Consider the following 12,165-nt stretch of genomic DNA (forward strand, 5'->3'; position numbering starts at 1 on the left):
GATGCGGACGACGAGGACTTTCCCCGCCATAAGCCCGAACGCCGCCGGCGTCACCGGGCCGCTCCTCGATTCCGAGGCGGTGCTGCGCGAGGGCGTGGCGGCGCTCGCCGCCCTCGACCCGGTGATGGCGCGGCTCGCCGCGGAGGGCGCGGCACCGGTCCTGCGCAAGCGCCCGCCGGGCTTTGCGGGCCTGGCCGGCATCGTGGTGGGCCAGCAGATCTCGACCGCGAGCGCAGCGGCGATCTGGGGCCGGCTCACCGCCCGCCTGCCGGACCTGACGCCGGAGGCCCTGGCGGCCGCGCCGGACGATCCTTTGCGCGAGGCCGGCCTGTCGGCGCCGAAGATCCGGACCCTGCGGGCGGCCGCCGCGGCGATCCTCGACGGCACTCTGCCGCTCGACACCCTGCACGCGCTGCCGGCGGACGAGGCCCACCGGCTGATGGTGGCGGTCCACGGCATCGGCCCGTGGACCGCGGACGTCTACCTGCTGTTCTGTCTCGGCCACCCGGACGCCTTCCCGGCCGGCGACCTCGCCCTCCAGGAGGCCGCGCGCCTCGCCGACGGGCTGGAGACCCGGCCGAGCGCCGCCGCGCTGACGCGCCGTGCCGACGCCTGGCGCCCGTGGCGCGGGGTCGCCGCCAAGGTCCTGTGGGCCTCTTACCGGGTGGCCAAGGCGCGCGACGGCGCGCCTCTGTCTCCCTGATGGCAGCGGCACGCCTCCGGCTTCTCAAAGGGCGCGCCGTGCCGCGCCGGGCGAGCTGCCGGGATGACCGGAGACACCCGCCTCCCGCCGCGGACGCTCAGGTCGGCGCGCCGGGCGTCCCGGCTTCCACGGGCCGGCGGGGCGTGACGGGCCCCCGCCAGCTCGGCCATTCCTCCGCCGAGAACAGCGCGCGGCGCACGATGGTGCCGATCGCCAGGGGAGGCAGCGGCGAGAGCACCAGCAGGATCGGCCAGGCGCGATCGGGAATCAGGCTCGCAGCGGCGGCCAGGGCCTGTCCGGAGGCCTGAACGAGCAGCCAGACGGCCGTCATGTAGAGATCGGCATGGTCCTGCAGGGAGAGCCAGCCGTCTGCGCTCCGGTTGCCGACGATCAGGATGACGACCGACCAGACGGCAAGACCGCCCACGGCTTCGGCCGTGCTGGTCTGGAGGCCGATTCGCGCGGACGACAGGGCCAGCGCGAGACCGCCATAGCCGAGCAGGATGGCGCCGAAGCAGCCGATGCGCCGCAGGGCGAGGGAACGGAGCAGCCGAGGGAAGCGATGGTGCATGGCCGTTCACACCTGTCGGATCTTCCCTGACGGTAGCATGGAGGCGGGACGGCGTGGGTCTCGCTCCGGGTTCAAAATCGCTTGAAGTGGATCCCCGTCCGGGCTCAACGCTCCAGGCACACTTCTCCCCTGCACAGGAGACCGAGACCCGATGCCGATCCTCACCGGCCCGCGCCTGATGCCCCGCTCGGGCGCCGCGCCGCGCCAGCTCGTCGTGCTGCTGCACGGCTTCGGCGCCGACGGCAACGACCTGATCGACCTGGCGCAGGAATGGCAGCCGCTCCTGCCCGACGCCGCCTTCGTGGCGCCGCACGCGCCCGAGCCCTGCATCCAGGGCTTCGGGCGGCAATGGTTCCCGCTCACCTTCCGCGACCCTCAGGAGCGCTGGCGCGGCGTGAACCGGGCCGGGCCGACGCTCGACGCCTTCCTGGACGCAGAACTTGAGGCGCACGGCCTGGGGCCGCATCAGCTCGCGCTGGTGGGCTTCAGCCAGGGCTGCATGATGGCCCTGCACGTCGCCCTGCGCCGTCCCGCCCCGGTGGCGGCGGTGGTCGGCCTGTCCGGCATGCTGGTCATGGAGGAGGGCAAGGGCCCCGAGAGCCTGACGCCGGCGGTCACCGCGGTGCCGCCGGTGCTGCTCGCCCACGGCGACCAGGACGAGGTGATCCCGGTCGACGCGCTGTTCCTCTCGGCGGAGGCCCTCGCCGCCGCCGACGTGCCGGCGGAGTGGCACCTCTCCGCCGGGATCGGCCACGGCATCGACGACGGCGCCCTGCACCATGCCGGGCAGTTCATCGCCGCGGGCTTCGCCCGGGCCGCGCGGCGCGGTTAGCCCCGCGCCTCCTTGAGCGCCGCCTGGGCGCCGGCCCGCAGCAGGGCGGAATCGCCGGTGAGCGCGATCAGGTCGAAGCCCTCGGCGATCAGCTCGCGGGTGCGGGCGGCCGAGAGGGCGTAGATGCCGATGCGCTTGCCCGCCGCCCGGGTGCGCGCCATGGCGTGCTTGAGCGCGTCGCGTACCGCCGCGCCGTCCGGGTCGAGGCCGGCGCCGTTCGACAGCGCGATCGAGAGGTCGGAGGGGCCGATGAAGATGCCGTCGATCCCGTCCACCGCCAGGATGTCGTCGAGGGCGGCGAGCGCCTCCCGGGTCTCGATCATCGCGAGCGTCTGGCAGAAGCCGTTGGCCTCGCGCAGGTAGATCTCGGGCGACAGGCCCGAGAGCGCCAGCGCCGGGTTCGGCCCCCAGCTGCGCTCGCCCATCGGCGGGTACTTGGCCAGGGCCGCGAAGCGCCGCGCATCCTCGACGGTGTTGACCATCGGGGCGATCACGCCCGAGATCCCGGCATCGAGGAGCCGCGAGACGGTCGCGAAGCCGCCGACCGGCACCCGCGCCAGGGTCGGCTTGCCGCGGGCCGCCACCAGGGCGATCGTGCGGTTGATGCTGTCGAAGTCGTGGGCGCCGTGCTGCATGTCGAGGGTGACGGCATCGAACGCCTCGGCCGCCAGCAGCCCCGCCACCGCGGGCTCGGGGATCCCGCACCAGGCCGTGATCAGCGGCTTGCCCTCGCGGAATCGCGCCGCCAGCGCGGCCACCGCTCCACCCCGTTCCGCCATCGTGGTCCCTCCCGGTCTGATCGGCCGGCCGCGTGTTCACCGCGGCTCGGGACGGCGAGCTTAGGTCACGGGTGGCGCCGCCGTCGAGGCGGGGACCCCGCGCCCGCGACATGCCGCCCCCTCCGGCCACGCTTGCATCGGGGGAAAGCCATGCGCATATCGTCGCGACCAATGACCGCCATTCATCGCAGCGGCGGCCGGGCGCCTCCCGGGCGCTCCGGCTAACGCGTTGTGCTGCCTTCGCGGTTCGGGTATTTTACCGCCGGCCGCCGGGACGCCCCGGATCGACGCGTCCCCCGGCCCGACCTTCTCCTGAGAGGTCGCCGCGCCGCGGGTCCCACACGTCGTCAGGAGCCTCGGCCCCATGGACTTCCTCAAACCACGGTACACGCCTATGAACCGCCGCCGTCGCATCTACGAGGGCAAGGCGAAGGTCCTCTACGAGGGTCCCGAGCCCGGCACGCTCATCCAGCATTTCAAGGACGACGCGACCGCCTTCAACGCCAAGAAGCACGAGGTGATCGACGGCAAGGGCGTGCTGAACAACCGGATCTCGGAGTTCGTCTTCCAGCACCTCAACGACATCGGCGTGCCGACGCACTTCATCCGCCGGCTGAACATGCGCGAGCAGCTGATCCGCGAGGTCGAGATCATCCCGCTCGAGGTGGTGGTGCGCAACGTGGCGGCGGGCTCGCTGGCGACGCGGCTGGGCCTGGAGGAGGGCACCCAGCTCCCGCGCTCGATCATCGAGTTCTACTACAAGAACGACCAGCTCAACGACCCGATGGTGTCGGAAGAGCACATCACGGCCTTCGGCTGGGCGACGCCGCAGGAGATCGACGACATCATGGCGCTGGCCATCCGGGTCAACGACTTCATGTCGGGTCTCTTCCTCGGCGTCGGCATCCGCCTCGTCGACTTCAAGATGGAGACTGGCCGGCTCTGGGAAGGCGACATGATGCGCATCGTCGTCGCCGACGAGATCTCTCCGGATTCCTGCCGGCTCTGGGACATCAAGAGCCAGGACAAGCTCGACAAGGATCGCTTCCGCAAGGATCTCGGCGGCCTGATCGAGGCCTATTCCGAGGTGGCCCGCCGCCTCGGCATCCTGGGCGAGAACGAGAAGGTGCAGACCGGCGGGCCGCGCCTGGTGCAGTAAGCGCCTGCACGGCCGTCCGGTCCGATATGACGGGGTCGCTTCCGAGAGGGAGCGGCCCCGTCGCCGTTTGGGCGACAGGGCTGTCCGCGGACGAGGGAACCGGGTTCCCTCTCCCCGCGGCCGGGCCTCACCGCAACGGTGCCTCCGCCCACGGCCGCAGCCTCTCGTACGTCCCCGCCCGCGGATCGAAGCCCGGGTGGTACCAGGGATCGGCGGCGAGCCGCGCCCCCCAGCGCGCCCGCAGCGCCGCCACCTCGGCCTCGTGGCGGAGGCGGGCTTCCGGATTCCAGCGCCGGCTCGCCGCCTCGTGGTGGTGGAGCACCGCGCCCGGCACCATCAGGGTCCGGTAGCCGGCCGCGTCGAGGCGCAGGCAGAGGTCGACATCGTTGAAGTCGACCGCGAAGGCCGCCTCGTCGAAGCCGCCGACCGCCCGGAACTTCTGCGCCTCCACCGCGAGGCAGGCCGCCGTGACCGCCGAGACCCGGTGCGTGACCCGGAGAGAGGCGAGGTAGCCCGGCGCCGTCCCGGGGAAGTGGCGATGGGCGTGGGTGACGAGGCCGCCGGTGCCGAGCACGATGCCGCCGTGCTGGATCCGCTCCCGCACGTCGAGGAGCTTCGCCCCCACCGCGCCGACCTCCGGCCGCAGGGCCTCCTCGGCCATCCGCCGCAGCCAGTCGGACTGATGCGCCACCACGTCGTTGTTGACGAAGACGAGGAGCCTGCCCCGCGCCTCCGCGGCGGCCCGGTTGTTCATCGCCGCGAAGTTGAACGGGCCGGGGCAGGGCAGCACCGTGACCCCCTCCCCAGCGAGCCGCTGGAGATAGGCGAGCGTGCGCGGATGGCGACTGTCGTTGTCGCAGACGATGATCTCGAGGGACGGCCAGTCGGTGTGGGCCCGGATGCTCTCGATGCAGGCGCGCAGCAGCTCCACCCGATCGCGGGTCGGAATGACGAGGCTGGCGAGCGGCGGCGCGGGCAGATCGCGGCGCAAGGTCAGGAGACCGCCGGCAGCCTCGACCCGGCCTGCACCCGCGAGATGGCGCTCGGCCAGCGTCCGGCGCGACGACGCCCAGCCCTCGGGCGGGGAGGCCGCAGCGGGCGACCAGGTCGAGAGGAGATGTGGGAGGTGGCGGACGGCGGACGGGTCCTCGGCCGCGAGCCGCAGCAGCAGGTCGGCGGCCTCGGCGCCCGGCAGCGAGGAATCGAGCCCGAGGCGGTCCAGCGCCGTCCGGCGGAACGCGACCACCGGGCCGACATAGTCGGCGGCGAGCAGGTAGTCGGGATCGAAGGCCGGGCGCAGCATCGGCAACCGGGGCTCGCCCCCGGCCCCGAGGACCGCCGCATCGCCGTAGAGCGCACCGAGGCCGGGATCGGCCGCGAACGCCTCGGCGATGGCGGTCGCCGCCCCCGGCACGAGCCGGTGGCCGGGCGCCGTCAGCATCACGATGGCGGCCAGCGCGGCGGTGCCCTCATGAATCTCGTCCGGCGTCGCGACGCGCAGGCCCGGTACGGCCTCGGGATCGCCCGGGGCGATGGGCGGCGGGACTAGAGCGTGCCGGGCCCCCCACAGGATCGCCGCCTTGTCGCGGGCCCGCACGCGCTTGCCGGCGAGGAGAGCCCGGGCGACATCCCGGGCCTCGCCCGGGCGCTTCAGCGCCAGGAGCAGCCGGACGAGCCAGCGCCGGGCGGGCCCGGGCTGCCCGTCCGCGAAGCGCAGGAGGTCGAAGGCCGGGTGAGGCGGCAGCCTCATTCCAGCTCCTCCCCGAAGGTCGTGACCGAGAAGGCCGGGTGGTAGTACGGGTCGTCGCGGATCACCGCCCGCCAGCGGGCCGCGAACCGGTCGCCCTCCGCCTCGAACCGGGCCCGGGCCGGGCCGACGCTCGGTCCGCGGCTGACCGATTCGTGGTGGGCCAAGGTAGCCCGCGGCGTCCAGACCGACCTCCAGCCCCGCGCCCCGAGGCGCAGGCAGAGATCGATGTCGTTGAAATCGATCGGAAAGGCCTCGGCATCGAGGCCGCCGACCGCCTCGAACTTCTCGCGTGACACCGCCAGGCAGGCGGCGGTGACGCCCGCGACCTCGTGCGCCACGGTGAGGCGGCGCAGATGCCCCGGCGTGTCGGCCGGGCGGTTGCGCAGGATGTGCCCGGCCCGGCCGCCGAGCCCGACCACGACGCCGGCATGCTGGATCCGGCCGTTGCCGAACAGGAGCTTCGCCCCGACCGCACCGACCTCTGGCCGCAGGGCCTGGCGCACCATCGCGGACAGCCAATCGGGGTGCAGCACCTCGACGTCGTTGTTGAGGAGTACCAGGATCGCGCCGCGGCTCGCGGCGGCGCCGTCGTTGACGAGGCGGGAGAAGTTGAACGGGCCCGGCCGGTCGAGGCGGCGCACCCGGGAATCCGCCGCCCACTCGGCGTAGAGTGCCGCCACCGCGGGATCGGTCGAGCCGTTGTCGACGATGACGAGTTCGATCGCCGGATAGGCCGTGTCGTGCAGGACGCCCCGCACCGCAACGCGCAGCAGGTCCGGCCGGTCGCGGGTCGGCACGATCACCGAGACCAGGGGCGCCGGGTCGGGCAGCGGCCAGTCGAGATCGAGGACGTCGCCGCGACGCGCCAGGACCGCCGGCCCGCCGGCCCGCCGCAGCGCCTCCGTCAGGTCGGCCGCGTGGCCGTCGGGGTCGGGCGCGTCCGGCACCGTGCGGCAGAGGATGCGGGGGATACGGCGGACCCTCTTCGGCTCCGCCAGGGCCGCGGCGAGGAGGAGCGCCCGGGCCCCCTGCTCCGGCGCCCAGCGGCTGCGTGCCGCGAGGTCCGCGGTCACCAGTAGCGGCCGACCGGGATAGAGGGTCGTCAGGGCGAGGTCCGGGCTCCAGCCCGGCTTGAGGGCGGGGCGCAGGCCGTCCGGCGTCTCGGTCTCGCTGTCGGCATAGGCGAGGTCGGCCGGCGTCTCACCCGTGAAGGCGGCGGCGAGATGGGTGAGCGCATCGGGCGCCAGTTCGTCGCCCGGCCGCAGATGACCCAGCGCGACGCCGGCCGGCAGCCCCTCGCCGGAGATCCGCGGATCGGCGGGGATGCCGGCGGGAACCGGGCCGCGCCAGCACAGGGCGAGGCGCCAGTCGGCATGGTCCTGGGCCATCAGGGCGGCGAGCGTGCGCCGCACCGCCCCGGCCTCCTCCGGCAGCGCTTCGAGGATCAGGCCGAGGCGCGGCAGCGGACCGGCTGGCGGCTGATCGAAGCCGGGTTCGACCGGCCGGGTCCGAGCCGCCTTCCAGGCCGGATAGCGGGAGAGCGGCATGACTCCGGCGGCGATGCGCAGGGTGTTGCGCAGGCGGCGCGCGTCGCGGCGCAGCCACTGGTAGAGCGCGACCGGCAACTTGTCCGGGCGCCGGCGGGCGCACAAGGCCAGCATGGCCGGGCGGGACAGGAGCCGCGCCTCGACCCGGAATCCCTCCGCCGGGGCGGCGAGCAGGATCGCGGTCGTGCTGGGCGGCACCGGTCCGAGCCAGGTCGCGCGCCCGAGCACCGGGCCCGGCAGCAGGGCGTCCTCGTGGCTGCCCTCGGCGCGCACGAAGCGCAGGAGCGGGCGCACCGGATCGGCGAAACGGTCGAGGGCGATGGCGAGGGCGAGCCACCGCCCGGCCGTCGGCCGCCCGGGGATCAGCGCGCGGGTGAAGTCCGGGTCCGGGTGGGGAACGATGCGGCAGGAATCGGACGCCACCCGGGCGGTCAACCGTCGGCCGGCGGCGGCGCGGCCTGCTTGCGCCGCGGCGCCCGCGCCGGCTTGCCGATGGCGCCGAGGCCGACCTCGATGTCGAAGTCCTTCGCCTGGGCGGCCGGCACGACGATGCCGTCCTCGATCACCGTGAAGGAGCCGCTGGCCTGGCCGGCGGGAATCGTCACCGCGCCCTGGTGGGTGCGCCGGGCGAGGATCTGGGTGCCGTTCTTCACCGTGATGGAGACGGGCGCGTTGAAGCGGCCGGGTGCGCCGCCGGGGCCGAGCAGGACGACGCCCTGGACGCCGACCGACACGACCGTGCCGCCGTTCGGCCCCGGCCGGCAGGCGCGGCTGAGCTGGCCCAGCCGGATCTGCGTGCGCACCGTGCCGCCGGCCATGGTCTGGAGCGAGGAGCCGCCCTCGGTGACGTCGATGATCGGGCAGTAGACGTCGTCGGGGCTCGGCGGGGCCTCCGGCGGCTTGGTGGTGCCGCCATACTTGAAGATGTTGACGAAGGGGTTGCCCTCGTCCTGCGGCGCGGCGGTCTGGGCCTGCGCCGGGGCCGCGAGCACGCCCAGCGTCAGGACGGCGCCGAGGCTGCAGGTGCCGAGGCTGCGGAGACAACGAGCCGTCACGGTCCTCTCCCGGTCGTGAATCACTTCAGGCTGTCGAAGCCTTCCTTGAACCCCTTGAGGGACAGGGGGATGCCGACCCCTTCCTCGGGCGTCTGGAAGACGATGAAGGTGGCCTGCTGGCCGGTCTTGAGCTGGGTGATGAGCTTGTCGTCCATCACCACCTCGGCGACGCAGCCGGTGGAGAGGCAGCGCACGAACGATGTGCGGCCGATCTCCGCCTGGTCGACCTTGAGGCCGAGGCCGGAAGGCAGCAGCACGCCGAGGGGCGCCACCACCCGCAGCAGCGTGCCGCGGTTGTCGGCGGTCTTCAGGACGATGACCACCAGGGAGAGGTTCGGCCGGTCCTCGGCGGCGACGTACTGCACCAGGGCGCATTGCTCGGCCTTGGCGCCGGCGGGCGTCTCGCAGCGCAGCTGCCAGTCGTCGAAGGTCTGCTTGACCGCGCCCTGCGCCAGGGCACCGCCGGCCGGCAGGCCGAGGCCCGCACCGAGGGCGAGCCCGAGGGCGGCGGCCCGCACCCGGCGTCCGATCCGTCGCACGCTGTCTCCCACGCCGCTCACCGCTCCGCTGCCCCGGCCACGCGCCGGTCCGGGGGCGTTCCGACCACGGGGCCGGGATGCTGTCAAGCCGAGGCGCCGATCCGGACCCCGCGGACGGAACCCGTGCGCGCGAGCAGGCTTAGCTTTATGGCAGGCGGACGACGGGCCCGGCGCCCTCCGGCCGTTAGGGGTTTCGCACGGTTCCCGGTCCATACCGAGCGGGAGCACGGGGAGCCCCGTTCCCCGCACCCCCTCCCCTTCCCCGCGAGAAGCCGCCCCGATGAGACGCGCCGCCACCTCCTTCGCCCTCCTGGTCCTCGCCACCGGTGCCGCATCGGCCGAGCCGCTGCCGGTCGACGAGACCACCTATGTCGAGCGCTCGCTCAACCGGGACGCCACGCTGACGGTCGAGCACCCGCCGGTGCCCCGCACTCCCCGCGGGCGCCGGGCGTCGCGCTCGGCCGAGATCGCCGGCTTCTGCCGCGACGGCGGCGTGATCCGGCGCCGGGGCGAGAACGGCGAGATCATCCTGCGCCAGCGCGAGCTGTGCGACAGCGTCGCGCCGCGCACCCTCTATCCCGGCCATGTCGATCCGCGCCCGGCCTGGCCGGCGGAGCGCGTGGTGGTGGTGCGCACCAAGGGCTGATCCCGACTGCCCCGGAGCCTCGGCTTCGGGCCGGATTCCAGGACCCTCAGCCGTAGCGGTGCAGCTCGGTGCCGTGCCGCTTCAGCCAAGCCTCGGGCTCGTCGTAGCCCGGGTAGAGCCGCGCGACGATCGCCCAGAACCGGTCCGAGTGGTTCATCTCGGCGAGGTGGGACACCTCGTGGGCGGCGAGATAGTCCAGCACCGCGGGCGGCGCCATGATCAGGCGCCAGGAAAAGTTCAGGTGGCCGGCGGCCGAGCACGAGCCCCAGCGGCTGCGGGTGTCGCGCACGGTCAGGCGCTTGGGCGTGCGGCCGAGGGCTCCGGCATGGCGCGCCACCGCGGCGGCGAGGTCGCGCCGTGCCTCGATCTCCAGGAAGTCGCGGACCCGCCGCGCCACGTGGGCGGCGGCGCAGGACACCGCGATCACCGGCGCGCCGTCCGGCGCCGTGGCGGCGACGGTGGCTCGCGAGACGGTGGAGGCGTGCACGATCCGATGCGGCACGCCGCGCAGGGGCACGACCGCGCCGGGCAGGAAGGCGACGCGCTCGGGCAGCTTCGCCACCCGGGCGGCGATCCAGGCGCCGTGCGACTCGGCGAAACGCTGGGCGGCGGCGAGGTCGACGCGCTCGGGCAGGGTCAGGACGATCTCGCCGGTGGCGCTCGACACCCGCAGGGTGATGCGCCGGGCCGCCGCGCGGCGGCGCAGGGCGACCGGGTAGCAGGTGCCGGCGTGGATGACCGTGATGTGGGAGGGTTCGGGCGCCGACCGGCGCAGGAGCGCGACTCGCATCCCGCCTTTGTAGGAGGAAGGCCCCTTGCCTGCCAGGGCCGCGCCACGCGCGGCCCGCGCGAGAAGGCCGGCGAACCAGGCGCGCAGGGAGCGGGCGGGTGACGGCATCGGGGCACCCGACGAAACATCCCGGCGCCGCCGGGCGCCGGGAGACGAAGACCGAATCAGGCTCGGAGGAAATCCGCCCGGGCGCTCAGGAGGCCTGCCGCAGGTCCCCCTGCCCGCTGCCGGCGGTCCCCTGCATCTCGTGCATGAAGGCGGAGATGCGCGGGGCGATGTTGGCGCGGAAGCGCGAGCCGTTGAAGACGCCGTAATGGCCGACGCCCTGCTGCAGGTAGTAGCTCTTGCGCTCCGCCGGCAGGTTCGGCGTCAGGTCGAGGGCGGCGAGCGTCTGGCCGACGCCCGAGATGTCGTCCTTCTCGCCTTCCACCGCCAGGATGCCGCAATGGCGGATCGCCGTCGGGTCGACCGGCTTGTCGCGGTGGCGCATCTCGCCCTTCGGCAGGGCATGCTCGACGAACACCGTATTGACGGTCTGGAGGTAGAACTCCGCCGTCAGGTCCATCACCGACAGGTACTCGTCGTAGAAGTCGCGGTGCTTCTCGGCCGAATCGCCGTCCTCGTGCACGAGGTGCTTGAACATGTCCCAGTGCGCCGTCAGGTGACGGTCGAGGTTCATGCCCATGAAGCCGGAGAGCTGGAAGAAGCCGGGATAGACCTCGCGCCAGGTGCCGGGATAGCCGGGCGGCACGACGGTGATGCAGTTGCGCTTGAACCATTCCGAGCCGCGCTCGGCGGCGAGGCAGTTCACGGCGGTGGGCGAGCGGCGGGTGTCGATCGGGCCGCCCATCAGGGTCATCGAGGTCGGCACGCCGGACATGCCCTCGGCCTCCATCCGGGCGACGGCGGCGAAGACCGGCACCGAGGGCTGGCAGACCGCGATGACGTGCAGATCCGGGCCGAAGGCCTGGAACATCTCGATCAGGTAGTCGATGTAGGTGTCGAGGTCGAAGCGGCCGGCCTCGAGCGGCACCATGCGGGCGTCGATCCAGTCGGTGATCATCACCTCGTGGGCGGGCAGCATCGCCTCGACGGTGCCGCGCAGCAGCGTGGCGTAGTGGCCCGACATCGGCGCCACCACCAGCACCTTCGGCTGGGCCTGGGTGGTCGGACGCTTCAGGGCGCGGTCGAACTTGATCACCTGGCAGAACGGCTTCGACCACACCACCCGCTCGGTGACGTCGGTCACCAGCCCCTCGACGGTGGTGGTGGGCAGGTTGAAGGCCGGCTTGCCGTAGCGCCGCGTGGTGCGCTCGAACATCTCGCAGGCGGCCGAGACCGTCCGTCCGTAGGGCGTGTAGGTGATCGGGTTGGCGGGGTTCTTGAACACGAGTTGCGTGGCGTCGGCGGCCGCCCGGGCCGGCGTCAACATCCAGTGCGCCGCTTCATACCAGAAATACGAGAGATCCATGACGCCACCGTCCACGATTGACCCAGCGACGCGCGCACCCGCCGCCAGGAGACGCCTGTCCCAACTGGGAGGCCGACAATAGAGTATTGCTATTGGAGAGCAAGATCTGGGAAAAACGAAACGGCCGAAACCCGTCACTGTGCCCTTTTTACCTCAACTACAGCGCGCATCCCGGAAGTCTGCGCCACGGTACGAAGCTGCCGCGGGACCTCCGTCGCGTCCCGGACCGAAGCGACCGGCATACCCGGCTTTCGGCCGGGACCGCGCGATCGATCGCGCCGACGGGGAGGGAACGCACCGGAGCCGGGAGGGTTTCCATCGCC

Annotated in this window: 12 protein-coding genes; 4 read left to right on the plus strand and 8 right to left on the minus strand. The window is 73.2% G+C overall.

Translation table 11 applies throughout. The annotated features are described in order from the left end of the window. Position 1 precedes the first annotated feature (1 nt). Entirely contained in the window at positions 2-703 is a 702-nt protein-coding gene (locus tag miv_RS06375; protein WP_207181911.1) for a DNA-3-methyladenine glycosylase family protein, read from the plus strand. Between the two features lie 97 nt (positions 704-800). Here miv_RS06375 and miv_RS06380 read toward each other — a convergent pair whose 3' ends face one another. After that, positions 801-1,274 carry a hypothetical protein gene (locus tag miv_RS06380; RefSeq protein ID WP_048429419.1) on the minus strand — a complete coding sequence of 158 codons (474 nt, stop codon included), beginning with the start codon at positions 1,272-1,274 and terminating at the stop codon, positions 801-803. 151 nt (positions 1,275-1,425) lie between these two features. Between miv_RS06380 and miv_RS06385 the strand changes: the two genes are divergently transcribed. Then, entirely contained in the window at positions 1,426-2,106 is a 681-nt protein-coding gene (locus miv_RS06385) for an alpha/beta hydrolase (RefSeq protein WP_207181913.1), read from the plus strand. On the opposite strand, the gene miv_RS06390 is transcribed toward miv_RS06385, so the two are convergent. Next, complete coding sequence (locus tag miv_RS06390) at positions 2,103-2,885, minus strand: HpcH/HpaI aldolase family protein (RefSeq protein WP_207181915.1); 783 nt, start codon at positions 2,883-2,885, stop codon at positions 2,103-2,105. The two genes, miv_RS06385 and miv_RS06390, sit on opposite strands and share 4 nt — an antisense overlap. A gap of 364 nt (positions 2,886-3,249) precedes the next feature. On the opposite strand from miv_RS06390, the gene purC reads away from it, so the two are divergent. After that, positions 3,250-4,044 carry a phosphoribosylaminoimidazolesuccinocarboxamide synthase gene (gene purC / locus miv_RS06395; protein ID WP_048429422.1) on the plus strand — a complete coding sequence of 265 codons (795 nt, stop codon included), beginning with the start codon at positions 3,250-3,252 and terminating at the stop codon, positions 4,042-4,044. 127 nt (positions 4,045-4,171) lie between these two features. Here the strand turns inward: purC and miv_RS06400 are convergent, their stop codons facing one another. From miv_RS06400 to miv_RS06415, 4 genes are read right to left on the minus strand one after another with little or no spacing between them, the layout of a single operon-like run. Then, the gene (locus tag miv_RS06400; RefSeq protein WP_207181916.1) at positions 4,172-5,794 is read right to left on the minus strand and encodes a glycosyltransferase family 2 protein; all 1,623 of its coding nucleotides are present in this window, start codon (positions 5,792-5,794) and stop codon (positions 4,172-4,174) included. Beyond that, positions 5,791-7,764 carry a glycosyltransferase family 2 protein gene (locus miv_RS06405; RefSeq protein WP_207181917.1) on the minus strand — a complete coding sequence of 658 codons (1,974 nt, stop codon included), beginning with the start codon at positions 7,762-7,764 and terminating at the stop codon, positions 5,791-5,793. Before miv_RS06405 ends, miv_RS06400 begins: the two co-directional genes overlap by 4 nt. 8 nt (positions 7,765-7,772) lie before the next feature. Further along, positions 7,773-8,396 (minus strand): hypothetical protein, encoded by a 624-nt coding sequence (locus miv_RS06410; protein WP_048429427.1) that lies wholly within the window; start codon positions 8,394-8,396, stop codon positions 7,773-7,775. A 20-nt stretch (positions 8,397-8,416) separates the two neighbouring features. Further along, positions 8,417-8,935, minus strand: a complete 519-nt coding sequence (locus tag miv_RS06415) for an invasion associated locus B family protein (RefSeq protein WP_420865494.1) — start codon at positions 8,933-8,935, stop codon at positions 8,417-8,419. Between the two features lie 280 nt (positions 8,936-9,215). Here miv_RS06415 and miv_RS06420 point away from each other — a divergent pair, with 280 nt between their 5' ends. Then, positions 9,216-9,581: a hypothetical protein gene (locus tag miv_RS06420; RefSeq protein WP_058620585.1), complete on the plus strand. Its 366-nt coding sequence runs from the start codon at positions 9,216-9,218 to the stop codon at positions 9,579-9,581. 46 nt (positions 9,582-9,627) lie between these two features. Here the strand turns inward: miv_RS06420 and miv_RS06425 are convergent, their stop codons facing one another. Both miv_RS06425 and miv_RS06430 read right to left on the minus strand, forming a co-directional pair. Then, positions 9,628-10,371, minus strand: a complete 744-nt coding sequence (locus tag miv_RS06425; RefSeq protein WP_207183420.1) for a M48 family metallopeptidase — start codon at positions 10,369-10,371, stop codon at positions 9,628-9,630. Between the two features lie 193 nt (positions 10,372-10,564). Continuing rightward, positions 10,565-11,842 (minus strand): polyhydroxyalkanoate depolymerase, encoded by a 1,278-nt coding sequence (locus miv_RS06430; RefSeq protein WP_048427176.1) that lies wholly within the window; start codon positions 11,840-11,842, stop codon positions 10,565-10,567. Positions 11,843-12,165: the final 323 nt, after the last annotated feature.

Source organism: Methylobacterium indicum, assembly GCF_017347565.1.
Taxonomy (GTDB): domain Bacteria; phylum Pseudomonadota; class Alphaproteobacteria; order Rhizobiales; family Beijerinckiaceae; genus Methylobacterium; species Methylobacterium indicum.

Bases quoted from the DNA above. Each gene is read 5' to 3' on its own strand.
- purC (WP_048429422.1), top strand. From the start codon at position 3,250: ATGGACTTCCTCAAACCACGGTACACGCCTATGAACCGCCGCCGTCGC.
- miv_RS06400 (WP_207181916.1), bottom strand. From the start codon at position 5,794: ATGAGGCTGCCGCCTCACCCGGCCTTCGACCTCCTGCGCTTCGCGGAC.
- miv_RS06390 (WP_207181915.1), bottom strand. From the start codon at position 2,885: ATGGCGGAACGGGGTGGAGCGGTGGCCGCGCTGGCGGCGCGATTCCGC.
- miv_RS06430 (WP_048427176.1), bottom strand. From the start codon at position 11,842: ATGGATCTCTCGTATTTCTGGTATGAAGCGGCGCACTGGATGTTGACG.
- miv_RS06385 (WP_207181913.1), top strand. From the start codon at position 1,426: ATGCCGATCCTCACCGGCCCGCGCCTGATGCCCCGCTCGGGCGCCGCG.
- miv_RS06375 (WP_207181911.1), top strand. From the start codon at position 2: ATGCGGACGACGAGGACTTTCCCCGCCATAAGCCCGAACGCCGCCGGC.
- miv_RS06380 (WP_048429419.1), bottom strand. From the start codon at position 1,274: ATGCACCATCGCTTCCCTCGGCTGCTCCGTTCCCTCGCCCTGCGGCGC.
- miv_RS06425 (WP_207183420.1), bottom strand. From the start codon at position 10,371: ATGCGAGTCGCGCTCCTGCGCCGGTCGGCGCCCGAACCCTCCCACATC.
- miv_RS06420 (WP_058620585.1), top strand. From the start codon at position 9,216: ATGAGACGCGCCGCCACCTCCTTCGCCCTCCTGGTCCTCGCCACCGGT.